General features: G+C 73.5%; 25 protein-coding genes. 9 read left to right on the top strand and 16 right to left on the bottom strand.

Annotation, left to right across the window (positions count from 1 at the left end):
- Positions 1-40: 40 nt before the first annotated feature.
- The gene (locus tag ACSHWO_RS28490; protein ID WP_361097750.1) at positions 41-511 is read left to right on the top strand and encodes a nuclear transport factor 2 family protein; all 471 of its coding nucleotides are present in this window, start codon (positions 41-43) and stop codon (positions 509-511) included.
- A gap of 43 nt (positions 512-554) precedes the next feature.
- On the top strand, positions 555-2,198 hold the full coding sequence (gene lnt / locus ACSHWO_RS28485) for an apolipoprotein N-acyltransferase (RefSeq protein WP_438316158.1): 1,644 nt from the start codon (positions 555-557) through the stop codon (positions 2,196-2,198).
- On the opposite strand, the gene ACSHWO_RS28480 is transcribed toward lnt, so the two are convergent.
- Complete coding sequence (locus ACSHWO_RS28480) at positions 2,122-3,027, bottom strand: Gfo/Idh/MocA family protein (protein ID WP_438316155.1); 906 nt, start codon at positions 3,025-3,027, stop codon at positions 2,122-2,124. The two genes, lnt and ACSHWO_RS28480, sit on opposite strands and share 77 nt — an antisense overlap.
- Before the next feature lie 83 nt (positions 3,028-3,110).
- Here ACSHWO_RS28480 and ACSHWO_RS28475 point away from each other — a divergent pair, with 83 nt between their 5' ends.
- Both ACSHWO_RS28475 and ACSHWO_RS28470 read left to right on the top strand, forming a co-directional pair.
- Positions 3,111-3,635: a DinB family protein gene (locus ACSHWO_RS28475; protein ID WP_438316152.1), complete on the top strand. Its 525-nt coding sequence runs from the start codon at positions 3,111-3,113 to the stop codon at positions 3,633-3,635.
- Positions 3,636-3,748: 113 nt separating this feature from the next.
- A complete protein-coding gene (locus ACSHWO_RS28470) occupies positions 3,749-4,294 on the top strand; it encodes a hypothetical protein (protein WP_438316149.1) in 546 nt (181 codons plus the stop codon).
- Positions 4,295-4,365: 71 nt separating this feature from the next.
- Here the strand turns inward: ACSHWO_RS28470 and ACSHWO_RS28465 are convergent, their stop codons facing one another.
- The 8 genes from ACSHWO_RS28465 to ACSHWO_RS28430 all read right to left on the bottom strand — a co-directional run bounded on the left by ACSHWO_RS28465 (position 4,366) and on the right by ACSHWO_RS28430 (position 11,108).
- Positions 4,366-4,932, bottom strand: a complete 567-nt coding sequence (locus ACSHWO_RS28465) for a hypothetical protein (protein ID WP_438316147.1) — start codon at positions 4,930-4,932, stop codon at positions 4,366-4,368.
- A gap of 95 nt (positions 4,933-5,027) precedes the next feature.
- Positions 5,028-5,696: a uracil-DNA glycosylase gene (locus ACSHWO_RS28460; protein ID WP_438319295.1), complete on the bottom strand. Its 669-nt coding sequence runs from the start codon at positions 5,694-5,696 to the stop codon at positions 5,028-5,030.
- Between the two features lie 126 nt (positions 5,697-5,822).
- Entirely contained in the window at positions 5,823-7,412 is a 1,590-nt protein-coding gene (locus ACSHWO_RS28455) for an ABC transporter substrate-binding protein (protein ID WP_361097767.1), read from the bottom strand.
- Between the two features lie 146 nt (positions 7,413-7,558).
- Positions 7,559-8,320, bottom strand: a complete 762-nt coding sequence (locus tag ACSHWO_RS28450; protein WP_361097770.1) for an SDR family oxidoreductase — start codon at positions 8,318-8,320, stop codon at positions 7,559-7,561.
- A gap of 19 nt (positions 8,321-8,339) precedes the next feature.
- Positions 8,340-9,101, bottom strand: a complete 762-nt coding sequence (gene fabG, locus ACSHWO_RS28445) for a 3-oxoacyl-ACP reductase FabG (RefSeq protein WP_385845241.1) — start codon at positions 9,099-9,101, stop codon at positions 8,340-8,342.
- A gap of 142 nt (positions 9,102-9,243) precedes the next feature.
- Complete coding sequence (locus tag ACSHWO_RS28440; protein WP_361097776.1) at positions 9,244-9,627, bottom strand: DUF3037 domain-containing protein; 384 nt, start codon at positions 9,625-9,627, stop codon at positions 9,244-9,246.
- Complete coding sequence (locus tag ACSHWO_RS28435) at positions 9,624-10,475, bottom strand: HipA family kinase (RefSeq protein WP_385845236.1); 852 nt, start codon at positions 10,473-10,475, stop codon at positions 9,624-9,626. Before ACSHWO_RS28435 ends, ACSHWO_RS28440 begins: the two co-directional genes overlap by 4 nt.
- Before the next feature lie 18 nt (positions 10,476-10,493).
- Positions 10,494-11,108, bottom strand: a complete 615-nt coding sequence (locus ACSHWO_RS28430; RefSeq protein WP_438316141.1) for a cysteine hydrolase — start codon at positions 11,106-11,108, stop codon at positions 10,494-10,496.
- Positions 11,109-11,188: 80 nt separating this feature from the next.
- On the opposite strand from ACSHWO_RS28430, the gene ACSHWO_RS28425 reads away from it, so the two are divergent.
- Positions 11,189-11,674, top strand: coding sequence for a pyridoxamine 5'-phosphate oxidase family protein (locus ACSHWO_RS28425; protein ID WP_438319294.1), 486 nt, complete (start codon positions 11,189-11,191; stop codon positions 11,672-11,674).
- 28 nt (positions 11,675-11,702) lie between these two features.
- Here ACSHWO_RS28425 and ACSHWO_RS28420 read toward each other — a convergent pair whose 3' ends face one another.
- On the bottom strand, positions 11,703-12,602 hold the full coding sequence (locus ACSHWO_RS28420; protein WP_385845230.1) for a LysR family transcriptional regulator: 900 nt from the start codon (positions 12,600-12,602) through the stop codon (positions 11,703-11,705).
- A gap of 74 nt (positions 12,603-12,676) precedes the next feature.
- Here ACSHWO_RS28420 and ACSHWO_RS28415 point away from each other — a divergent pair, with 74 nt between their 5' ends.
- Positions 12,677-13,654: a DMT family transporter gene (locus ACSHWO_RS28415; RefSeq protein ID WP_438316137.1), complete on the top strand. Its 978-nt coding sequence runs from the start codon at positions 12,677-12,679 to the stop codon at positions 13,652-13,654.
- 56 nt (positions 13,655-13,710) lie between these two features.
- Here ACSHWO_RS28415 and ACSHWO_RS28410 read toward each other — a convergent pair whose 3' ends face one another.
- Positions 13,711-15,042 carry an aminotransferase class I/II-fold pyridoxal phosphate-dependent enzyme gene (locus ACSHWO_RS28410; RefSeq protein WP_361097790.1) on the bottom strand — a complete coding sequence of 444 codons (1,332 nt, stop codon included), beginning with the start codon at positions 15,040-15,042 and terminating at the stop codon, positions 13,711-13,713.
- A 36-nt stretch (positions 15,043-15,078) separates the two neighbouring features.
- Between ACSHWO_RS28410 and ACSHWO_RS28405 the strand changes: the two genes are divergently transcribed.
- Positions 15,079-15,792 (top strand): pyridoxamine 5'-phosphate oxidase family protein, encoded by a 714-nt coding sequence (locus ACSHWO_RS28405; RefSeq protein ID WP_438316133.1) that lies wholly within the window; start codon positions 15,079-15,081, stop codon positions 15,790-15,792.
- Here the strand turns inward: ACSHWO_RS28405 and ACSHWO_RS28400 are convergent.
- Together ACSHWO_RS28400 and ACSHWO_RS28395 are read right to left on the bottom strand one after the other, a co-directional pair.
- On the bottom strand, positions 15,774-16,781 hold the full coding sequence (locus ACSHWO_RS28400; RefSeq protein WP_361097796.1) for a DMT family transporter: 1,008 nt from the start codon (positions 16,779-16,781) through the stop codon (positions 15,774-15,776). The two genes, ACSHWO_RS28405 and ACSHWO_RS28400, sit on opposite strands and share 19 nt — an antisense overlap.
- A 164-nt stretch (positions 16,782-16,945) precedes the next feature.
- Positions 16,946-17,929, bottom strand: a complete 984-nt coding sequence (locus ACSHWO_RS28395) for an EamA family transporter (protein ID WP_438316129.1) — start codon at positions 17,927-17,929, stop codon at positions 16,946-16,948.
- 169 nt (positions 17,930-18,098) lie between these two features.
- On the opposite strand from ACSHWO_RS28395, the gene ACSHWO_RS28390 reads away from it, so the two are divergent.
- Entirely contained in the window at positions 18,099-18,527 is a 429-nt protein-coding gene (locus ACSHWO_RS28390; RefSeq protein ID WP_361097802.1) for a type II toxin-antitoxin system Rv0910 family toxin, read from the top strand.
- A gap of 87 nt (positions 18,528-18,614) precedes the next feature.
- Here ACSHWO_RS28390 and ACSHWO_RS28385 read toward each other — a convergent pair whose 3' ends face one another.
- The gene (locus ACSHWO_RS28385; RefSeq protein ID WP_438316125.1) at positions 18,615-19,229 is read right to left on the bottom strand and encodes a PadR family transcriptional regulator; all 615 of its coding nucleotides are present in this window, start codon (positions 19,227-19,229) and stop codon (positions 18,615-18,617) included.
- A 189-nt stretch (positions 19,230-19,418) separates the two neighbouring features.
- On the opposite strand from ACSHWO_RS28385, the gene ACSHWO_RS28380 reads away from it, so the two are divergent.
- On the top strand, positions 19,419-20,237 hold the full coding sequence (locus ACSHWO_RS28380) for a PhzF family phenazine biosynthesis protein (RefSeq protein WP_438316122.1): 819 nt from the start codon (positions 19,419-19,421) through the stop codon (positions 20,235-20,237).
- A 36-nt stretch (positions 20,238-20,273) separates the two neighbouring features.
- On the opposite strand, the gene ACSHWO_RS28375 is transcribed toward ACSHWO_RS28380, so the two are convergent.
- Both ACSHWO_RS28375 and ACSHWO_RS28370 read right to left on the bottom strand, forming a co-directional pair.
- Positions 20,274-21,098, bottom strand: a complete 825-nt coding sequence (locus ACSHWO_RS28375) for a CPBP family intramembrane glutamic endopeptidase (protein ID WP_438316119.1) — start codon at positions 21,096-21,098, stop codon at positions 20,274-20,276.
- Positions 21,099-21,192: 94 nt separating this feature from the next.
- Entirely contained in the window at positions 21,193-22,731 is a 1,539-nt protein-coding gene (locus ACSHWO_RS28370) for a glutamate-cysteine ligase family protein (RefSeq protein WP_361097812.1), read from the bottom strand.
- Positions 22,732-22,990: the final 259 nt, after the last annotated feature.

Raw genomic sequence — 22,990 nt, 5'->3', positions numbered from 1 at the left:
GCCCCTTGGCGCGGCCGCCCGACGCCCCCACACTGACCCGATGACGCAGCGTGTGGATCTCGCCTCGGTCATGGACCGACTGGCGATCGACGAGGTGGTCACGGGGTACGCGAGGGCCGTGGACGACGGCGACTGGGCGGCGTACCGCGCACTCTTCGCGCCCGGCGGGCGCGCCGACTACAGCTCGGCCGGCGGCATCGAGGGCCCGGCCGAGGAGGTGGCGGACTGGCTCGCGCAGGCCGTGCAACTGTTCCCGGTGCGCCAGCACCTGATCGTCAACCGGCTGGTCCGGCTGGCCGACGCCGGCGGCTGGGCCGCCGACCGGGCCGAGGTCCTGGCCGATTTCGTCAACCCCATGAGGCTCGACGGCAGCGGCGCCGGCGGGCCCGTGACCGTCCCCAACTTCGTCGCCGCCGGCCGCTACACCTTCGACCTGGCCCGCACTCCTCGCGACGGCTGGCGGCTGGCCCGGGTCACCGTGCACGAGAGGTGGCGCCACGTCTCCGCGTGAGCGGCCGGGAGGGCCCTGTCCCACACTGGAAGCGGAGGCGCTCATGGTCAAGGTCCCGAGGCGTACCCGGTACTGGCGTGCGGCCGCGGCGACCGCCGCGGGCGCGCTGCCGTGCCTCGCCTTTCCCGCCCCCGCGCTGTGGTGGTGGGCGTACGTCGCCCTCGTGCCCTGGATGCTGCTGCTGAGGTCGGCGCCGACCGGGCGACGGGCGGCCTGGGAGGGCTGGCTGGGCGGCGCCGGGTTCATCGTGGCCGTGCACCACTGGCTGCTGCCCAGCCTGCACGTGTTCCTGCTGCCGATCGCGGCCCTGCTGGGCCTGCTCTGGATCCCCTGGGCACTGCTGGTGCGCGAGTTGCTCGGCGGGACCCCGGGGCCGGGTCGGGCGGCGGCCGCCCTGGTGCTCGTCCCCGCGGGGTGGCTGCTGTCGGAGCTGGTTCGGTCCTGGCAGGGGCTGGGCGGGCCGTGGGGGCTGCTGGGGGCGAGCCAGTGGCAGGTGCCGCCGGTACTGCGACTCGCCTCGGTGGGCGGGGTGTGGCTGGTGAGCCTGCTGGTGGTGGCGGTGAACTGCGCGGTGGTGCTGCTGATCACGGAGCCCCGGGCCCGGGTCCCGGCACTGGCCGGGGTCGCGGGGTGCGCGGTGCTGACGGGGGCCGTGTGGCTGTGGCTGCCGCGGCCGGAGGCCTCGGGCCTGCTCCGGGTGGCCGTCGTCCAGCCGGGCGTGGTGGCGGACGGCCCCGACAGCGCGGAGCGGCGCTTCGCCGCCGGGGAGCGGCTGACCCGGACCCTGGCCGGCAGGCCGCTGGACCTGGTGGTGTGGGGGGAGAGCAGCGTGGGCGCGGACCTGGCGGCCCGCCCGGACCTGTCCCGGCGGCTGGCCGCACTGTCCGCGGAACTGGGGGCTCCGCTGCTGGTCAACGTCGACGCCCGGCAGCCGGCGGCCCGGCGCCCGGCGACCGCGGCCGCAGCCGCGCCGGAGCGCCCGGCCGTGGGCGGGGGCGGCGGGGAAGGCATCTTCAAGAGGTCGGTGCTGGTCGGCCCGCGCGGTCCGACGGGCGACCGGTACGACAAGATGCGCCTGGTCCCGTTCGGCGAGTACGTCCCGGCCCGGTCCCTGCTCGGCTGGGCCACCTCGGTCGGCCGGGCCGCGGGCGAGGACCGGCGCAGCGGCGCGGCCCCGGTGCTGATGGAGCTGCCGGGCGGGCCGGCCGGGATGCGGATCGGCCCGCTGGTCTGCTTCGAGTCGGCCTTCCCCGACATGAGCCGCCACCTCGTCCGCGACGGGGCCGGCCTGCTCGTCACCCAGTCGGCCACCTCCACCTTCCAGAGCAGCTGGGCCCCGGCCCAGCACGCCTCGCTCGGCGCGCTGCGCGCCGCGGAGACCGGCCGCCCGGTGGTGCACGCCACCCTCACCGGCATCAGCTCCGTCTACGGCCCCGCCGGCGGACGGATCGGCGCGCCGCTGCCCGTCTCGGCGAGCACGGCCCGGGTGTACGAGGTCCCGCTCGCCCGCGGCACGACGCCCTACGTCCGCTTCGGCGACTGGCCGGTGGGTGTCGGCCTCGCGCTGCTCGCGGTGTACTGCACCGTCGAGGGGACCCGTTCGCTGCGGCTCAGAAGGCCTGCTCCAGAGCGGCCAGCACCACCCGCTCGCACAGCTCGTGGGTCAGCAGGGCGTCCCGGGCGCTGACCGCCTTCCCGGCCGCGACGGCCTCCAGGAAGGTGTCGACGGCCTGCTCGATGCCGCGCTGGCGGGCCACGGGCACCCAGTCGCCGCGGCGGCGCACGGTCGGCTGACCGCGGTGGTCGACGACCTCGGCGAGGTTCACGACCTGCCGCTTGCTGTCCTGCCCGGACACCTCCAGGACCTCCTCCGCCGACCCGGACCGCCGGTTCATGATCCCGAGCGCGGTGAAGCCGGGCCCGGACAGCTGCAGCACGACCTGGTCCATCAGCCCGTCCCGGACCCGGGCCCGTACGTCGACGTGGTCGGCCTCGCCGGGCAGCAGGAAGCGCAGGGTGTCGACGACGTGGATGAAGTCGTCGAGGACGAGGGTCCGCGGGTCCTCGGGCAGCCCCACCCGGTTCTTCTGCAGGACGATCAGGTCGCGCGGGTGCTCGACGCACTGGGCGTAGCCGGGCGCGTGGCGGCGGTTGAAGCCCACGGCGAGCGGGACCCGGCGCGCCTCGGCGAGCTCCACCAGGCGCCGCGAGTCGGCGATCTCGTAGGCCAGCGGCTTGTCCACGTACGTCGGCACGCCGGCGTCGAGCAGCCGGGCGACGATCTCGGGGTGGACGTCGGTCGGGGCGTGCACGAACGCCGCGCCGAGGCCCTGGGCCAGCAGGGCGTCGAGGTCGGTGTGGCGGCGCTCCGCCGGGACGTGGTGGCCCTCCCCGACCCGCTCCAGGGTGGCGGGGGTACGGGTCTGCAGGTGCAGCTCCAGGCCGGGCCGGGCCGTGAGCACGGGCAGGTACGCCTTCTGCGCGATGTCGCCCAGTCCGATGACGCCGACCTTCACCGCGGACCTCCAGGTGTTTGCTTGTGGACCCCCGCAGCTTAATCCCTGGTGGAGACCGGCCGGTTGGCCCGAGGATGGCGGCCATGACGACGACTTCGGGATCACACCGCACCGAGCCCTCCACCTCCGCCGACGAGCGCGCGATGCTGGAGGGCTGGCTGGACTACCACCGCGCCACCCTCGCCTGGAAGTGCGAGGGCCTCGGGGAGGAGGAGCTGCACCGCATGCCGCTGCCGCCCTCCGAACTGAGCCTGATGGGCCTCGTCCGGCACATGGCGGAGGTGGAGCGGTACTGGTTCCGGGAGATCATGCTGGGCGAGGACCTGCCCGACCTGTACAGCACCCGGGAGGACCGGGACGGCGACTTCCACTTCACCCCGCAGGACACCTTCGCCGAAGCGGAGCGGGTGTGGCGGACCGAGGTGGAGCTGGCCCGGGAGGCCGCGGCGGGCCGTTCGCTGGAGCTGATGTCGAAGCCGGAGAGCCACCACCGGGGCGAGGAGTTCAGCCTGCGCTGGGTCTACACCCACATGATCGAGGAGTATGCCCGCCACAACGGCCACGCGGATCTCCTGCGCGAGCAGATCGACGGCGCCACCGGCGACTGACGCCGGTCCGGGCCGGGGGGTGGGGGTGTCCGGGGGACGCGGCGTCACCCGTGCGGAGTGAATATCGGCTCCGGGTTTCCGCAACGGGGTCCTCGCACAGCAGAGTTGCCCGAGTGCACCCAACCCGAACCACGACGAAGCTGCTGCTCTCCGTCGCCTGCGCCGTCTCGGCGGTGTCCGGCTGTGTGAATGTGACCCCCGCCCCGGTGCAGCCGGCGGGCGCTCCCGGAACCACGGGCGCCGCGCCGCAGCACGAGGCGCGCGGCGAGCCGGGGACGGCCCCGGTGGAGGTCCAGGCACCCGCCCTGGAGGCGCTCAAGGCGTTGCCGGAGCAGTCCGCGCGGCCGGCGGCCACCGCCGCCGGGCACGGCCGGGCTCCGGTCGCCCCGGCGGCAGCGGTCGGAGCGGCCGCCCGGGAGGCCCCGAAGGCCGTACCGCCGGTCCCGGACATCCCCGAGCCGCGCGGGGCCGCGAAGCCGGCATCGGGGAGCAGGTCGAACCGCCCCGATCCGCTGGACCCGAAGACCGGGGTGGCACGCGGGCTGGCGGAGAAGCTGCCCGTCCGGCCCGCCGACGTGTGCGCGATGGGCCGCAGGCACGGCCGCTGGGCCTCGGACAGCCCGGAGGCCCGGATCTGCGAGGGAGTCCACGGCGGCTGACGCCCGTACGCCCCCTCACGTCCCTACCGCCGCCCCGCGCGGCCCCCCGCTGCCGGCGGGTCCGGCGGGCGTCAGGGGTGCTGCTCCGGGAACGGTCTGGGCTCCCTGCCCGGGTTCCCGGCCAGCAGCCGTTCCAGGCGCGTCAGGGCGGCCCGTACGCCGTCGCCGTATCCGTAGCCGTCGTCGGGGAGCACCCCGGCGGCGGCCCAGGCGCGGGCCAGGTGGACCCGCGCCTCTTCGGGGCGCTGCAGCTTCAGGTAGTCGGCGGCGAGGCTCAGGTGGAGGGAGGGATAGAGCACCCGAACGGCCGGATCCGGCCCTTCTGCCGGCTCCTCTCCGGGCTCCACCCCCTGCTCCGGCCCGGCCCCCTGCTCCGGCTGCGGCCCGTCCCGCGGCCCGCAGGCGGCGGTCAGGGCGCGCAGGTCCCAGGCCAGCTCGTCGGCGGGGTCGTCCTGGGCGTCGGCCATGTAGTGCGCGAGGGTGCACCGGTGGAGGCCGGCGGCGTCCTCGCCGAGCTCGGTCCACAGGTCGCGGAGCCGGTTGCGGGCCTCCTCGCGGTCCCCGGCGTGCAGCAGGATGACCGCCTGGCCGATCCGGGTCATGACGGCGTCCTCCGACGCCTCCTGCTGCTCGGTCACCGCGGCCTCCGGCTGGGTCTGCCAGACCTGCTCCGGTCTGATCGTGACGACGCTAGCCGGAGCTGCCGCCCGTGGCGCCGAGGCGCGGTCGGGGCTCAGCCCAGGTCCGGGATCCGCCAGTCGATCGGCGCATGGCCCTGCGCGGCGACGGCCTCGTTGATCTGCGTGAAGGGCCGGGAGCCGAAGAACTTCTTCGCCGACAGCGGGGACGGGTGGGCGCCCTTGACGACCACGTGGCGCTCCTCGTCGATCAGCGGAAGCTTCTTCTGCGCGTACGCGCCCCACAGCACGAAGACGGCCGGGTCCGGGCGGGCGGCCACCGCGCGGATCACCGCGTCGGTGAACTTCTCCCAGCCCTTGCCCTTGTGCGAGTTGGCCTCGCCCTCGCGGACGGTGAGCACCGCGTTGAGCAGCAGGACGCCCTGCTCCGCCCACGGCATCAGGTAGCCGTTGTCCGGGACGGGGATGCCGAGCTCCGCGTGCATCTCCTTGTAGATGTTGCGCAGCGACGGCGGCGTCTTGACGCCCGGCCGGACGGAGAAGCAGAGGCCGTGGCCCTGGCCGGCGCCGTGGTAGGGGTCCTGGCCGAGGACCAGGACCTTCACCTTCTCGAAGGGGGTGGCCTCGAGGGCCGCGAAGACCTGCTCGCGGGGCGGGTAGACCGGCCCGTTCGCCCGCTCCTTCTCGACGAACTCGGTGAGCTCCTTGAAGTAGGGCTGTTCCAGCTCCTCGCCGAGGACGGGGAGCCAGGACTCGGGCAGCATCTGGGGCACGGCGACAACCTCCGGTAGTACAAGTCTGCGCAACTGCGTGGTGCGACAGCTCAAGAACCTACCGGTGCCCACTGACAACGCTTCACCCGCCGGGGTCCGAAGACCCCGGCGCAGCGGCTACCAGCTGGTCTTGCGGTACAGCTCCCACATCTGGAAGACGGTCTGCGGGTCCAGGGCCCGCTCGCCGCCCGCGATGTCCTCGCGCGCGGCGACGTACAGCTTGCCCTGCCACAGCGGCAGCAGCCGGACGTCCTCGGCGAAGATCTGCTGCGCGCGCTCGAACTGCTGGACCCCGGCGGCGCGGTCGCCCTCGCGGCGGGACTTGGGCAGCAGGTCGGTGAGGATCTCGGCGGGCTCGTACGGGGTACCGACCGCGTTCTCCTTGCCGACGAACGGCGCGATGAAGTTGTCCGGGTCCGGGAAGTCGGGGAACCAGCCTCGGCCGAAGACCGGGTACTGACCGCTCTTGTAGCCCTCCTGGAAGGTCTTCCAGGGCTGGCTGCGCAGGGTGACCTTGAACAGGCCGCTCTCGTCGAGCTGGCGCTTGATCTCGGTGAACTCGTCGGCCGTGGAGGCGCCGTAGCGGTCGGTGGTGTACCAGAAGGTCAGCTCGACCGGCTGGTTGATCCCGGCGTCCTTGAGGATCTTCTTGGCCTTGGCGACGTCGGACTGGCCGTACTTGTCGTAGAAGGGCGTCTTGTGACCCACGACCCCCTTGGGGACCATCGAGTACAGCGGCTCGGCGGTGCCCTGGTAGACCTTGGAGACGATCGCCCCGCGGTCGATGACCTGCGCGATCGCCTGGCGCACCGGCGGCTTGTTGACGTTGGGGTCCTGGGGGTTGAACACCAGGTAGCGGATCTCGGCGCCGACGTTCTCGACGACCTGCACGCCCTGCGCGTGGGCGGCGGGCGACTGCAGGTCCTTGATCTGCGGGGCGGACAGGCCTCGGTAGGTGGCGTCGATCTCCTTGTTCTTCAGCGCGGCGACCATCTGGGTGGCGTCGGCGAAGTAGCGGATGGTGACGCCGTCGTTGCGGCGGTTCGCGAAGCCGCTGTAGCCGGCGTTCTTGCCGAGGACGGCCTCGCTGCCCTCCTTGTACGAGTCGAGCAGGTACGGGCCGGAGCCGGTGATCTTGCCGTCCTCGCGGACCTTGTCGGCCGGGTAGTCCTTGGGCGCGACCAGCGAGGCGGCGGGCGAACCGAGGACGAAGGGGAAGGTCGCGTCGGGCGTCTTCAGGTGGAAGACGACGGTCTGCGCGTCAGGGGTCTCGATCTTGTCGAGGCTGCCGAAGAGGTCCTTCGGGCCGACCTTGGAGCCGATGGTCCGGATCCGGTCGATCGAGTACTTGACGGCCTTGGCGTCGAGCGCCTCGCCGTTGGAGAACTTCAGGCCCTTGCGCAGGGTGCAGCGGTACGACTCGTTGGCGGCGTCGGTGAACTCGCAGTTCTGGGCGGCGTCCGGCTGGGGCTTGGACGAGCCCGTGGGGAACGCCAGCAGGGTCTGGTAGACGTTGCGGTACAGCTCCCAGGAGCCGTCCCACGCGGCGGCCGGATCGAGGGTGCTCGGGGCGCTCGTCGTGCCGACGACGATTCTCTTCTCGGCGTCTTTGCTGTCGTCGGAAAGCATGCCGCATCCGGCGAGCAGGGATATGGACGCAAGGGCCGCAGTGATCTGCAGGCTTCTGGTCCGGTTGGACACGTGCACGCTCCTCGATCTGCCAGGGGTGCGGCAAACCCTAGCGCAGTGCGTCACAAATCCAATGGGTAGGTTTGGTGTGACACTTGACCGATTTCGCGCACGTTCGGTACGTATTTGCCTCCCGGCGGGAGGCAAATACGTCCGATTATCGATCAGTGAACCCCGGCATTGAGGAACATTCCTCCGTCGACGACCAGAGTTTGGCCGGTGATCCATTCCGCTTGCGCAGAGGTAAGAAATGCCGCAGCTCCACCGATGTCCGCCGGAACGCCCAGGCGGCCGAGCGGATAGGCCGCGGCGGCCTCCGCCTCCCGGCCCTCGTAGAGCGCCTGCGCGAACCTGGTCTTCACCACCGCCGGCGCGATCGCGTTGACGCGGACCCCCGGGGCCATCTCGTGCGCGAGCTGCAGGGTGAGGTTGACCATGGCGGCCTTGCTCATCCCGTAGGCGCCGATGAAGGGCGAGGCGGAGACGCCGGCGATCGAGGCGATGTTCACGATCGCGCCGCCGTTGTCCTTCTGCCAGGCGTGCCAGGTGCGCTGGGCGAACCCCAGCGCGGAGATCACGTTGGTCTCGAAGACCTTGCGGGCGACGTTCAGGTCCAGGTCCGCGATCGGGCCGAAGACCGGGTTGGTGCCCGCGTTGTTGATCAGGAAGTCGACCCGCCCGAAGGCCTCCATCGTGCGCTCGACGGCGACGGCCTGGTGGCCCTCGTCGTGCGCCTTGCCGGCGACGCCGATCACCCGGTCCGCGCCGAGCCGCTCGACGGCCTCCTTCAGCGCGTCCTCGCCGCGGCCGGTGATGCACACCCGGTCGCCCCGGGCCACCAGCGCCTCGGCGATGCCGTAGCCGATGCCCCGGCTCGCGCCGGTGACCAGCGCGACCCTGCCGCTGTCCGTTCCCTCGTACGCCATGACCGCGTCCCGTCCCTCGTCAGTTGAGCGGGCCGCCGGCCACGTACAGGACCTGGCCGGAGACGAAGCCCGCGGCCTCGCCCGTGAAGAAGGCGATCGCGTTGGCGATGTCGTCCGGGGTGCCGACGCGCTGCACCGGGATCTGGGTGGCCGCGGCGGCCTGGAAGTCCTCGAAGCCCATGCCGACGCGGGCCGCCGTCTGGGCGGTCATCTCCGTGGCGATGAAGCCGGGGGCGACGGCGTTGGCGGTGACGCCGAACTTGCCGAGCTCGATGGCCAGGGTCTTGGTGAAGCCCTGCAACCCCGCCTTGGCGGCGGAGTAGTTGAGCTGGCCGCGGTTGCCGAGGGCCGAGCTGCTGGAGAGGTTGACGATGCGGCCGAACTTGGCGTCCACCATGTACTTCTGACAGGCCCTCGCCATCAGGAACGCGCCGCGCAGGTGCACGTTCATGACGGTGTCCCAGTCGGTGTCGCTCATCTTGAACAGCAGGTTGTCGCGCAGCACGCCGGCGTTGTTGACCAGGATGGTCGGGGCGCCGAGCTCGCTCGCGACGCGTCCGACGGCCGCCTCCACCTGCGCCGCGTCCGACACGTCGCAGCCGACCGCGAGGGCCTTGCCGCCGGCGCGGGTGACGGCCTCGACGGTGTCCTTGCAGGCCGCCTCGTCGAGGTCGAGTACGGCGACCGCCCGGCCCTCGGCGGCCAGGCGCACGGCGGTGGCCGCGCCGATGCCCCGGGCCGCCCCGGTCACGACGGCGACGCGCTGCTCGGTGGTGGACATGCTGGATCTCCTCGCCCTTGGAATCCTCTGGGCGGTCGCCCATGGGTGAGCAACCGCTTAGTAGCTTCAGCTGAGGAGACGCTAGGAGCCGCGGCACCCGGTGTCAACGGCGCCGGGCCCGGGGGGCGCGGGGTCGAACGGATCAGCGCACCAACAGGTCGAGCAGCCGTTCCACTTCGGCCTCGGGGTCGGCCGTCAGCCCGGTGTGCACCGGACCCGGCTGCACCACCGTGCTGCGCGGCGCGATCAGCCAGCGGAACCGGCGGCCCGCGTCGTCGCCCGCCGCCTGGCCGGCCTGCTCACCGCCGCTGCACACGCCCTCCACCCCGCGCAGCGCCGCCCGTACGCCGGTCACGTCGGCCTGCGGGTCCAGCGCGAGGAGCTTCGCCTCGTCGAGGTGGGTGCGCGCGGCGACGTACGAGCGCGCCCGGCAGTAGACGATCACTCCGGCGTTGAAGCACTCGCCGCGCTCCACCCGGGGCACCACGCGCACCAGCGCGTACTCGAACACGTCCCGCTTGGTCACTCGTTGCCGCTCTTCTGCTTGGTCCTGGTCTTGTGGGGCCACTCGGTGAGGTGATCGGTCAGCCAGCCCGGCGGCTTCTGCGGGGCCTTCACCTGCGGCTCCATGGAGATCCTCTCGTGGATCACGGCCGCGCGCGGCAGCAGGGCCGCCACGTAGGCGCGTCGCACCGCGTCGGGCGAGTCGAAGCCGGGCTCGTCGACCAGCCACTCGTCGGGTACGTCGGCGGCCACCTCGGTCAGCAGCTCCTCGGTGACCAGGGGCGCGAGCTCGGCGGCGGCCGCCGCGAAGTCGGGGCCGGCGGGGGCCAGGGCGTGATCGGAGGCGTTGTAGGGCTTGGCCGCGGCGCTCTGCGCGGTGGGCCAGTTGTGGTGCCAGATCATGGTGGCGCCGTGGTCGATGAGCCACAGGTCGCCGTGCCAGACCAGCATGTTCGGGTTGCGCCAGGACCGGTCGACGTTGTTGACGAGGGCGTCGAACCAGACCACGCGGCCGGCCTCGACCGGGTCGACCTGGTAGGCGAGCGGGTCGAAGCCGAGGGAGCCGGGCAGGTAGTCCATCCCGAGGTTGAGGCCGCCGCTGGCCTTGAGCAGCTCCTGCACCTCCTGGTCGGGCTCGGCGAGCCCGATGACGGGATCGAGCTGCATCTGCACCAGGCGCGGCACCCGCAGGCCCAGCCGCTGGGCCAGGCGGCCGCAGATGACCTCGGCGACCAGGGTCTTGCGGCCCTGGCCGGCTCCGGTGAACTTCATGACGTAGGTCCCGAGGTCGTCGGCCTCGACGATCCCGGGAAGCGAGCCGCCCTCACGCAGGGGCGTGACGTAGCGGGTCGCGATCACTTCGGACAGCATCCGCCCAGGTTACGGCGGTCAACGCGGTGGGGCCCACGCATTTGTCAGCGCGGCGGCGGTGGTCAGCTCGGCGACCAGGGAGAGCGAGTTGCGGACGACCTCCGCGGTGTAGGCGGCGGGCACCCCGGCGATGGCGTCGACGGGGACCACGACCCGGTAGCCGAGGTTGACGGCGTCGAAGACGGTGTTCGGGATCGCGATGTTGGAGGAGACGCCGGCGACGACGAGGGTGCGGACGCCGAGGTTGCGCAGCAGGGCGTCCACGTCGGTCCCGGCCAGCGGCGAGAGGCCGTGCAGGCGGCGCACCACCAGGTCCTCCTCGGCGACCCGGATGGGCGGCGCGATCCGGACCGCCCGGCTCCCGGACAGCTGGCGCACCGGGAGCCGGTCCGCGGCCCGGAACAGCCGGGCGTTGGCACCGGCCCCCCGGCCGTCCGGGCGCCGTTCGGCGACGGCGTGCAGCACCTGTACGCCCGCCGTGTGCGCGGCGTCCACCAGCGCGGCCACCCGCTCCAGCATCCCGGAGTCCCGGGCCTCCGCGGCGAGTTCGGGCAGGGCGCTCTCCTCGCCGACGACGCCGTTCTGGCACTCGACCGTGAGCAGAGCGGTGGTTTCGGGATCGGGTCGGGTCATGGCTCCCCCTGGCGTGGCGGCCGACGAGCCCGCATGATTCCTGACACACAGTCAGATGTGAAGGGGTGGGTGCGGTACGGATGGAAGGCCTGGAGCGGACGGACGGCGCACGCGCGACCCAGCGGCGGGGCCGACGGATCATGATGACGGACGAGGAGGTGGACGCCTTCCTGCGCGAGCAGCGCACCTGCCGGGTGGCGACCGTCTCGCCGGACGGTCGCCCGCACGTGGGCGCCCTGTGGTTCGCCTGGGACGGCACCGCGCTGTGGCTGTACTCGCTCACCCGCAGCCGCCGCTGGTCCGACCTGCGCCGGGACCCGCGGGTCTCGGTGGTCGTGGACGCGGGCGAGTCGTACGGGGAGCTGCGCGGGGTCGAGCTGTCGGGCCGCGCGGTCTTCGTCGGCGAGGCTCCGCGTACGGGCGGGCCGTGCCCGGAGCTGGCGGACGTGGAGCGGATCTTCCCGGTCAAGAACTTCGGGATCGCGGAGATGCCGCACGACGGGCGGCACGCCTGGATCCGCCTCGCCCCTGACGCGGTGGTCTCCTGGGACTTCCGCAAGCTGTAGGGGCCGCGCGCGGAGCCCGTACGCCGCCTCAGAGCCCCGCGGCGACCTCACCGAGGGCGTCGACCGCGGCCCGGATCGAGGGCCTCCGGTCGGCGTCGGCCCGCCAGACCACGTAGACGTGCCGGCGGACGGCCTCGGCCACCGGCAGCAGGCGCACGCCCGGGGGCACCGGACCGCGGCCGAGCCGCGGGGTCACGCACACACCGAGCCCGGCCTCGACGAAGGCCAGCTGGGTGTGGTGCTCCTCGGCGATGTGCCGGATGCGCGGCTCCACCCCGAGGCCGCGCAGGGTGTAGACGAGCCACTCGTGGCAGAACTGGCCCTCGTTCCAGGAGATCCACTCGTCGGCGGCGAACTCGCCGAGGGAGATGCGCGCGCGGTCGGCCAGCGGGTGGCCGACGGGCACCGCGATGTCGCAGGCGTCGTCCAGGAGGTGGGCGCGGGCGAGCTCGGCCGGCACCGCCATCCGCTTGTTGTGCCAGTCGATGGCCAGGGCCAGGTCGAGGTCGCCGCGCACGACCGCGGCCATGCTCTCCTCCGGTTCCTGCTCGCGCACCAGGGGCCGCAGGCCGGGGTGGGCGGCGGCCAGCGCGGTCAGCGTCCCGGGCAGCAGGCCGCGCATCGCCGTGGGGAACGCCCCGATCCGCAGTTCGCCGACGGCCCGGCCGCGCTGCGCCTCGACGTCGGCCTGGGCCACCTCCACCTGGGAGAGGATCCGGGCCGCGTGCTCGGCGAGGAGCCGCCCGGCGTCCGTGAGGCGGACCCCGCGCCCGTTCCTGGCCAGCAGCGGCTGGCCGATCTCCCGCTCCAGCTTGGCCATCTGCTGGGACACCGCGGAGGTGGTGACGTGCAGTCCGTCGGCCGCACCGCTCACGGAGCCGTGGCGGGCGAGGGCGTCGAGGGTGCGCAGGCGCTCCAGGTTCAACATGTAAGCGATACTACGCCGTCGCACCAAAACAATCTCGCTTGTCCTACGTAGTTGAGCGGAGCAGAGTAATCCTCATGAGCGCACCCGCCACACCCCGACCCACGCCGCCGCCGGCCGCCGCCCCCGCCTCCCAGCCCGCCCGGTCCGGGTCCGTCCGGTCCGCGCGGACCGTCCGCTCCGCCCTGCTGGACTGGCGCCTGCGTTTCGCGCTCCTGTCGGTGGTCTGGGGCTTCAGCTTCCTCCTGATCAAGGTGGGCACCCAGGGGTACGCCCCGTTCCACGTCGCCCTGGGCCGGGTGTTCTTCGGGGCGCTGGCCCTGCTGGCGGTGCTCCTGGTCCGGCGCGAACCGCTGCCCCGCGGTCGGCGTACCTGGGCCCACCTCACCGTCGCGGCGCTGCTGCTCAACACGCTGCCGTTCTCGCTCTTCTCGTACGCGGAGCTGACGATCCCGTCCGGCCTGGCCGGCATCTGCAACGCCACCTCCCCGCTGTGGGGGATGGTGCTGTCGCTGGTCGCGCTGTCCGAGGACCGCCCGACCCGGCGCCGGGTCGCCGGGCTCGGCCTGGGCTTCCTCGGGGTGCTGACGGTCCTCGGGGCATGGCAGGGCTTCTCCGGCGTCGACGCCGAGGGCACCGCCCTGGCCCTGATGGCCTCGCTCTGCTACCCCGTCGGCTGGATCTACGTCCGCCGCACCCTGGCCTCGGTACCGGGCTCCCCCGTGGCCCTGACCGGCGGGCAGCTGCTCGTCTCCACGCTCCAGCTGCTGCTGGTCAGCTCCCTGTTCACGACGGCGCCGACGGGGCTGCCGCTGTGGCCGACGCTGGCCGTGGTCGCCCTGGGGGCGCTCGGCACGGGCATGGCCCTGCAGATGCAGTACGGCCTGGTGGCGGAGGTCGGCCCGACCACGGCCCAGATGGTCACCTACTTCATCCCGGTCATCGCCACCGCGGCCGGCGTCGTGCTGCTGGGCGAGCAGCTCCACTGGAACACGCCGGTGGGCGCGGCGATCGTCCTGGCGGGCGCCGCCCTCACCCAGACCCGCCGCCGCTAGTGCTGTGACCGGGGTCGGGCACGGCCGGTTCGCCGGTTCGCCGGTCCGGCGGTCGCTCAGTCGAAGCGGCCGGTCGGGACCGGGCGCACCGCCGCCGCGAGGGCCTCGGCGAGGGGGGCGACCTCGGCGGCGTCCAGCCCGGACACCGTCACCCGCACGCCCGGCCCCGACCGCACGCGGAACCGGCTGCCCGGCGCCACCGCCCAGCCGGCCGCCAGCATCCGCGTCACCACCCCCGTCTCGTCGGCGACGGGCACCCACACGTTCATCCCGCTGCGCCCGTGCGCCCGTACCCCGCGCTCCGTCAGGGCGGCGACCAGGGCGTCCCGCCGCTGCGCGTACGCGCGTGCCACCGCGGCCGGGTCGACCAGCCCGGAGGACCACAGGTCGGCCACCGCGTACTGGAGCACCCGGCTCACCCATCCCGGTCCGAGGCGCTGGCGTCCGCGCACCCGGTCCAGGGTCACCGCGTCGCCGGTCAGCACCGCCAGGCGGAGGTCCGGTCCGTACGCCTTCGCCGTGGACCGCACCAGCGCCCAGTGCCGGGTCACCCCGCCGAGCGGGTGCAGGGGGACGTCGACGATGCCGTGCCCGTGGTCGTCCTCGATCACCAGCACCTGCTGGTGGGCCGCCAGCACCGCCCGCAGCTCCGTCGCCCGCCGTGCGCTGACGGCCGCGCCGGTCGGGTTCTGCGCCCGGGAGGTCACCACGAGCGCCCGGGCCCCCTGCTGCAGCGCCTGCTCGACGCCCGCGGCCGACGGCCCCTCGTCGTCCACGGCCACCGGCTCCGCCCGCAGGCCCAGCGCCGCCACCAGGTCCAGCACGCTCCCCCAGCCCGGGTCCTCCAGGGCGACGGCGTCCCCGGGGCGCAGGTGCGCGGTCAGCACCCGCTCGATCCCGTCCAGCGCGCCCGAGGTCACGGCCAGCGGCCCCGCCGGCACCCCGTCCGCGTCGAACCCGGCGCGGGCCGGTCGCGCCAGCTCCGGCGCGACCGGGTCGTGCCCGTACAGGGTCGGCGCCTGGACGTGCCGCGCCGCGGCGGCGGCCAGCGCGGCGTCGAGCGGCGGCAGCAGTCGTACGTCCGGATTGCCGGAGGCCACGTCCCGCGCGCCGGGCGGCACGGCCGGCCGCAGCTGGTCCCGCGGAGCCGTGGCGGGCCTGCCGCGCACCCGGCTGCCGCGCCGTCCGTCGGTCTCGATGACCCCGCGGTCCCGCAGGGTGCGGTAGGCGGCGGCCACGGTGTTCGGGTTCACCCCCAGCCCGGCGGCGAGCTCCCGCATCGGCGGCAGCAGCGTGCCGGGCGCGAGCGCACCCGACCCCACGCCCGACTCCACGCTCGCCGCGATCTCCGATGCGCGGCGCCCTACGATCCGATACTCTCCTAGCACAAAGCCGATTATGCACTAGTGCAATGGAGTTGCGCCATGACCGCCACGACCGAGACCGCAGGGACCACCGGGTCGGCAGCGGGAACCACCGGGCCGGCCGGCGCGTACGAGCCCACCGACCGCACGGTTCCGAGCCGCTCCCGCGAGCGGGCGCGCTACGACCGGGCGACCGTCCACGCGATACTCGACCAGGCCTACGTCTGCCACCTCGGCTTCGTCCGCGACGGCGCCCCGGTGGTCCTGCCGACGCTGTACGCCCGGGTGGGCGAGACCCTCTACGTCCACGGCTCCACCGGCTCGCGCCCGCTGCTGGCCGCGGGTCAGGCAGACCCGGGGCTGCCGGTCTGCCTGACCGTGACGCACGTGGACGGCCTCGTTCTGGCGCGCTCGGCGTTCCACCACTCGCTCAACTACCGCTCCGTGGTCGTGCACGGCACCGCCCACCAGGTGACCGACGAGGACGAGCGCCGCACGGCCCTGGACGCCCTGGTCGACCACGTCGTGCCTGGCCGCTCGGCCGACTGCCGGCCCGCGAACGCCAAGGAGCTCGCCGCGACCGCCGTGATCCGCCTGGACCTGGCCGAGGTGTCCGCCAAGGTGCGGACCGGCGGTCCGAACGACGACCCCGAGGACCTGGACCTGCCCTACTGGTCGGGCGTGGTCCCCGTCGCGCCCGCGCACGGGACCCCGGTCCCGGCCGCGGACCTGGCCCCCGGGACCGCCGCTCCGGACTACCTCGCTGCGCTCTGAGCCGGGGCGGCGGCCGGCCGCTCCGCGTCGGCGGGCGTGTCGGCGGCGGGGCCTGCGCCGGCCGGCCGCCGCGCCTCGGCGGCGATCAGCCCGCCCACCGCACCGAGCAGCAGGACGGTGCCCAGCACCACCGCACCGGTCAGCCGCTCCCCGAGCACGAGCACGGCGATCACCGCCGCGCTGACCGGCTCGATCAGCATGATCACCGACACGGTCGCGGCCCGGACCGCCGCCGCCCCGGTGAAGTACAGGGCGTAGGCGAGGGCCGTCGGCACGGTGGCGACGTACACCAGCAGCCACAGCACCCGTGCCGGCTCCGCGGTGTGCGGCAGCAGCCCCTCCACGGCGGCGAGCGGCAGCAGGCACACCGCCCCCACCCCGGCCGACCAGGCGGTGGTGACGAGCGGATCGCCCGCCGCCCCACGCCGCCCGAGGGAGCGGGCCCGCAGGGTCATGCCGGCGTACCCGGCGGCCGAGGCGAGGGCCCAGCCGACGCCGACCGGCCGGACCTCCCCGGACCCGCCGCCGAGGACAAGCACGACGAGCCCGGCGAGCGCTCCGGCGACGGCGGCCACCCCGCCCGCGCCGAGCCGCTCGCCCATCCGGTACCAGGCCCCGACGGCGATCAGCACGGGCCCGGCGCCGAGGGTGACCACGGTGCCGACGGCGAGGCCGGTCTCCTGCACGGCGGCGAAGTAGGCGGCCTGGAAGAGCGTGAACAGCAGCCCGGTCCCGACGAGCGAGCGCACGGAGGGGCGGGGCGCGACCGCCGCGCCGCGCGGCCGGGCCCGGCGCACCCGGCTGCGTACGGCGAGCACGCCGAGCAGCACCGCGAGGCCGCCCGCGCAGCGCCAGAAGGTCAGGGCGAGCGGACCGAGGTCACTGGCCAGGTACAGCAGGGAAGCGGCAGCTCCGGCGGTGCCCCAGGCGGCGCCGGCGATGACGAGGAACAGCAGACTGCGCCCGGAAGCGGGCGAGTGGTACGACACGTGGTTCTCCGCGCATGCGTGAAGGATGAAAGGGACGGCTCATCGCTTCGCGGGCAGCACGGACCTCCCGGGGTCCTCCCGGGCCGGGTCCTGGTTCACATGGCGTGGGCCGCCCGCGCTAGGCGGCGGGCGGCGGAAGCACGGTCGAATGCATGCCCGCCACCCTATGCGCTGGTCGCTTGCCGGTCCACCGGGACCGGCGCGAGCCCCTCCGCTTCGTCCGCCCGCCCCTCTGCCGGCGTCGGCGCCGGCCGGGCGGTCTGGGCGATGAATGCGCCGCCCAGCACCAGCGCGCCACCGATGACCTGCGGCGTCGACAGGTGCTCACCGAGCAGGATCCAGGCGAAGACGGTGGCGACGACGGCCTCCAGGAAGGCCACGACGGCGGCCACCTGCGGCGAGAGGCTGCGCACGGACACGACACCGGTGAGGTACGCGAACACGGTCGCGACGAGCACGACCCAGGCGAGCAGCAGCGGTGCGGGCACCGGCGTGTCCCCCATCAGGGCCTCGCCGCCCAGCACCTGCCAGTCGATCTCCCAGGGGCGGGCGATGGCCGTCATCACGAGCGCGCCGACGAGCATGCCGTACGCGATCACGCCGATCGGGTCGGGAGCGTCGTCGCCGTCGGCCCCCTGGTCGGCGAAGACGAAGTAGAAGGCCTGGCAGCAGGCGGCGCAGAGGCCGAGCAGCACGCCCAGCGCGTCCAGCTTCAGCCCGGCCCACACCTCGACGACGGACGCCAGTCCTACGACGGCCACCGCGGCGCCGGCCGCGGCCGCCCGGGTCACCGGCTTGCGCTGCACGAAGCGGATCCAGCCGAGCAGCAGCGCGGGCCCGAGGTACTCCAGGAGCAGCGCCACACCGACGGGGATACGGGACAGGGAGGCGAAGTAGAAGGCCTGCACGCCCGCGACGGCGACGATGCCGAAGCCGGCGAGCAGCAGCGGTTTGCGGCGCACCAGGGCCCGGTGCCGCCAGGCCAGCGGGGACAGCACCAGCGCCGCCCCGCCCACCCTGAGCCAGACCATGTGCAGCGGGTCCAGCCCCGCTTCGATCAGCGGCTTGGCCGCCACTCCCGAACCGCCGAACGCGAAAGCGGAGACCAGCGCGAGGCCGAGTCCGGCGTTCCTCCCAGTCGCTTGCATCCGGCCATCATGACAGGGCTTGTCATGAGCGTCACGACCGTGACGCCTGTTGAGACACAGCTGATATCCGCGGTGACCAGCGACTGTAATCTGACGAGTAGTCAGTATTGAATGTTCCGCCTGCCAGGGCTACGTTCCGCCGCACGTACCCGACGAGAGGGGTGGCCGCATGGCAGAAGTGACGGCGGAATCGCGCATCGAGGCGTCCCCCGCACGGCTCTGGGCCCAGCTGACGGACTGGCCGGCGTACGGCCGGTGGAGCATGACGCACACCGACTTCCCGAAGGGCGGGCCCGAGACCCTCGCGGTCGGCGCGACCTTCGCGGAGAACATGAAGATGATGGGCTTCCCCGCCGAGGTCGTCTGGACCGTCTCGGAGCTGGAGGAGGAGCGCGTCTTCGCCATCACCGGCAAGGGCCCGATGGGGGTCGCCGTCCTCACCCGCTACACCCTGTCCCCCGACGGCGGGGCCACCGTCGTCCGGATCGACGGGGAGTTCACCGGCGCGGCCGTCTCCCTGATGGCGGGCAAGCTCAAGGACTCCGCCACCGCCGCCCTGAACGAATCGCTGCGCAGGCTCGCCGGCCTGGTCGCCTGACCCCGCCTCCGGAGGACGGCCACCGCACGCGCGGGCGCGCCCCGCGGGAGGTCGCGCGGGGCGCGCCACGCCCGTCGGCCACCGGGCTCAGTGCTCGTCGGCCAGGATCAGGTAGAGCTTCTTCCGGGCGTCGTTGATCACGGCGAGCGCCTTCTCGCGCTGCTCGGGCGTACCGGTCTTGAAGACCTGACCGAAGGCCTCCATCAGGCCGATCCCGGCCGTCCGGACCTCGTGCATCGCCTCGAAGTCGACGCCGCGCCCGGCCTCGGCCCAGGGGGCCTCCGGCCCCGACTCGGCCTCGGTACGCCCGGCGTCGGTGAGCGTGAAGAGCTTCTTGCCGCCCTCGCTCTCGCTCGCGATGAGACCCTCGTCCTCCAGCAGCTGCAGGGTCGGGTAGACCGAGCCGGGGCTGGGCTTCCAGGCCCCGCCGCTGCGCTCGCCGATCTCCTGGATCATCTCGTAGCCGTGCATCGGGCGGTCCTTGAGCAGCGCCAGGATCGAGGCGCGCACGTCGCCCCGCCGGGCCCGGCCGCGCATGCCGCCGCGCCCGCCGCGGCCACCGAAGGGGCCGCCGCCGAAGGGCGGGCCGAACGGGCCGAAGGCGGCACGGCGCCCGATGAACTCCTCCCGACGGTCGGGCCCGCAGCGCCCGTGGCCCCGACCGTGCTCGTGACCGTGTCCGTGCTGTCCGCGTGAACGCATGACCGCGCTCCTTTCGCCATCCGTCTTTCCGGTGCTCCGGGTATCGCTCCTGCGATGACTCAACTATCGCCAATGGATCGCGATGCGTCAACGATATATCGGAAACTGGTACCGAACACACCTGTGACCAGTCCACTCCTCCCGGATTGGCGTTTGTCCGCGATCAAGGAACGGGCCTACCGTCGGGCCATGCGCCTCCGAATCGTCGACGCCTTCACCGACCGCCCCTTCGGCGGCAATCCCGCCGGCGTGCTGCTCCTGGACGACGGCTTCCCCCCGGACGCCTGGCTCCAGCAGGTCGCCGCCGAGGTCAACCTCTCCGAGACGGCGTTCGCCCACCCCCTGCCGCCCGGCGGGGACGCCGACTGGGCCCTGCGCTGGTTCACCCCGACCGCCGAGGTCGACATGTGCGGCCACGCCACCCTGGCCACCGCACACGTCCTCGCCGCCGGCGGCCTCGCCCGGGGCCCGATCCGGTTCTCCGCCCGCTGCGGCGCCCTCAGCGCCGAGACCGCCGAGGACGGCACCGTCACCCTGGACTTCCCGACCTCCGACCTGACGCCCGTCGCGCCCGACCCCGCCGTGCACGCGGCCCTCGGCGCCGACATCCGGTCCGTCCACGACACGTCCGCGCACGTCGGGGACCTGGTCGTCGAGCTGGCCGACGAGCGGACCGTACGCGGGCTCACCCCCGACATCGCCGCCCTGCGCGGCTACGCCCGCCGCGGGGTGATCGTCACCGCACGGGCCGAGGACCCCTCCCGCGGCTACGACTTCGTCTCCCGCGGCTTCTTCCCGGCCTTCGGGATCGACGAGGACCCGGTCACCGGCAGCGCCCACACCGCCCTCGCCCCGTTCTGGGCCGAACGCCTGGGCCGCACACGACTGACCGGCCTGCAGGGCGGCGCCCGCACCGGCCTGGTGCGCGTCACCCTGGCGGGCGACCGCACCCTCCTGACCGGGAACGCCGTCACCGTCATCGACGGGGAGCTGCTCACCCGCCCCTGAACCATCCGCCCGCCGCCGGCCCCCCGGAACCGGGTACTACGAGGGGGTCGGCAGCCAGCCCACCTTGCCCGCGAGCAGCGCGTACCCGCCGAAGGCCACGACGTCGAGCAGGGCGTGCGCGACGACCAGCGGCATCACCCGCCCCCACCGGCGGTAGGCCACCACGAAGACCGCGCCCATCACCATGTTGCCGACGAAACCGCCGATCCCCTGGTAGAGGTGGTACGAACCGCGCAGCAGCGAGCTGGCCACCAGCGAACCCGTCGGGGACCAGCCCAGCTGGTCGAGCCGGCGCAGCAGGTAGGCCAGCACGATGACCTCCTCCACCACGGAGTTCTGCACCGCGGAGAGGATCAGCACCGGGAACTTCCACCACACATCAGGCAGCGCCTCGGGCACCACCGTGAGGTTGAACCCGCTCGCCCGCGCCGCCAGGTAGAACGCCAGCCCGGCGCTCCCGATCCCCGCCGCCACCAGCGCCCCTCGCGCCAGGTCCCAGCCGGGCCGGGTGCGGTCGAAGCCCAGCGCGCGCAGTCCCGGCACGCCCTCCCGGGTCAGCAGGTGGGCGACCAGCAGCACGGGCACCAGGGCGGTGCAGATCCCGAAGAGCTGCCAGGCCAGGTCCAACCAGGGCCGACCCGGCGCGTACGAGCCGTTGAGCGTGGCGGCCTGGTCCTTCAGGCCGCCGGGCTTGGTCAGCGAGCCTATGAAGCTGATCAGCGAGGAGACGGCGCTCGCGCCCAGCGACAGGGCGAGCACGAGCAGCGTCTCGGTGCGCAGCAGGCTCCGCCGCCCGTCCTCGTCCAACGACCCGACCACCGGCTCCTGCTGCGCCCGCACGTTCGACTCCCGTTCCGCCATCCCGTTCCGACCACCCCATACTGCCTCTTCGGCGGCGGAACGGGATCAGCGGACGGCGTTCCGGCTGCTGCGACGAGCCGGACCCGGCCCGGGCTCAGGGCCTCCGGGCCGGCACCGGCGCCCCCCTCTCCTGGGCGGGCAGGCCGACCGGCCAGGTGTGCACGGGGTCGCCCTGGTGCATCAGCTCGCTGTAGCGGCGGGTGATCGCGGCGAGCGCCGCGTCCCGGTCCAGGCCGGACGCGAGCGCCCGGTGGTAGGTGTCCACCTGCCAGGTCGCCCCGTTGACGCGCCGCCGGCAGCGCTCCTCGATGATGCCGAGGTAGTGGTCCCGGTCGGCCCGCTCGACGCCCCAGGCGTCCAGGCCGGCTGCCGCCATCGGCAGCAGCTCGTCCAGCACCAGCCGCACGGCGGGGACGCTGGCCAGTCCGCCGCCGCGGCCGCGGCGCGGCCACCGCAGCCGGGCGTCGATCCCGTACCGGCAGGCCGCGTCGAAGTTGGCCTCGGCCTCGGCGAACGGCAGCCGGGTCCACACCGGGCGCGGCTCGTCGGCGAGGGTGCGGACGAGCCCGTAGTAGAAGGCGGCGTTCGCGACGACGTCGGCGACCGTCGGCCCGGCCGGCAGCACGCGGTTCTCCACCCGCAGGTGCGGCACCCCGTCGGCGACCCCGTACACGGGCCGGTTCCAGCGGTAGACGGTGCCGTTGTGCAGGACCAGCTCCTGCAGGCTCGGCACCCCGCCCTCGGCGAGCACCCGCAGCGGCTCCTCCTCGTCGCAGATGGGCAGCAGGGCGGGGAAGAAGCGGACGTTCTCCGCGAAGAGCTCGTACGCCGAGTCCACCCAGCGCTCCCCGAACCAGGTGCGCGGCCGCACCCCCTGCGCCTGGAGCTCGGGCGGCCGGGTGTCGGTGGCCTGCGTGAACAGCGGCGGCCGCGACTCCCGCCACAGCTCGTGCCCGAACAGGAAGGGCGAGTTGGCGCCGACGGCTATCTGCACGGCGGTCACCGCCTGGGCGGCGTTCCACACGTCGGAGAACCGGGCCGGCGTCACCTGCAGGTGCAGCTGTACGGAGGTGCAGGCGGCCTCCGGCACGATCGACCCGGTGCTCCAGGTCAACCGTTCCACCCCGTCGATGTCGAGGAGGAAGTCCTCGCCGCGCAGCATCAGGATCTGCTCGTTCAGCAGCGAGTAGCGGTCCACCGCCGAGAGGTTGGCGGTGACCAGGTCGGAGCGGGTGATCGTCGGCAGGATGCCGATCATCACCACGCCCGCGTCGATCGCCGCGGCCTGCCGGTGGGCATAGCCGAGCCCTGCGCTCAGCTCTTCGGCGAGCTGGTCGAATACCCGGCCGCCGAGCCGGTGCGGAAGTACGTTCACCTCCAGGTTGAACATTCCGAGTTCGGTCTGGAAATCCTGGCTCGCAATGCGATCGAGAACCTGGGCATTCAGCATTCTCGGCATCCCGTCGGCCCCCGCCAGATTCAGCTCGATCTCCAGCCCCATCATGTTCTTGGGGCGGTCGAACCGCTTCTCCGCCAGAAGCCGCTCCAGTCCCTCCAGGCACTCGTGGAGCTTCCTCCGATACCGCTGGCGATCGGACAGGTCGAATCCGCCCGCCACGACCTTCTCCCCCATCGAAGCGTCCCTCCTCGAGTGGGCATCGCCCGGGCATCCGGACGCGCCTGTACGGTCGATGATGCCCCGGAGGCGAGATCTGTAACGCGGCGGGGAGGGGCGCGGCGGGGAGCGTGCGCCGGTTTGGCCGAAGGGCGCCATGGCACATTCACCTGGCAAGCAACTGTATGCAAATTCCGCGTCGGTTTTGCCGGTTCCGGATAATCGGCGCTTTCCAGCCGAGCCCCCGTCAGGTAACCTCCGAGGTCAGCGCGACGTG

The sequence above is a fragment of the Streptomyces pallidus (ex Mingjun et al. 2026) genome, from assembly GCF_051550185.1.
Taxonomy (GTDB): domain Bacteria; phylum Actinomycetota; class Actinomycetes; order Streptomycetales; family Streptomycetaceae; genus Streptomyces.
This window is presented reverse-complemented; position numbering and strand designations above follow the sequence as displayed.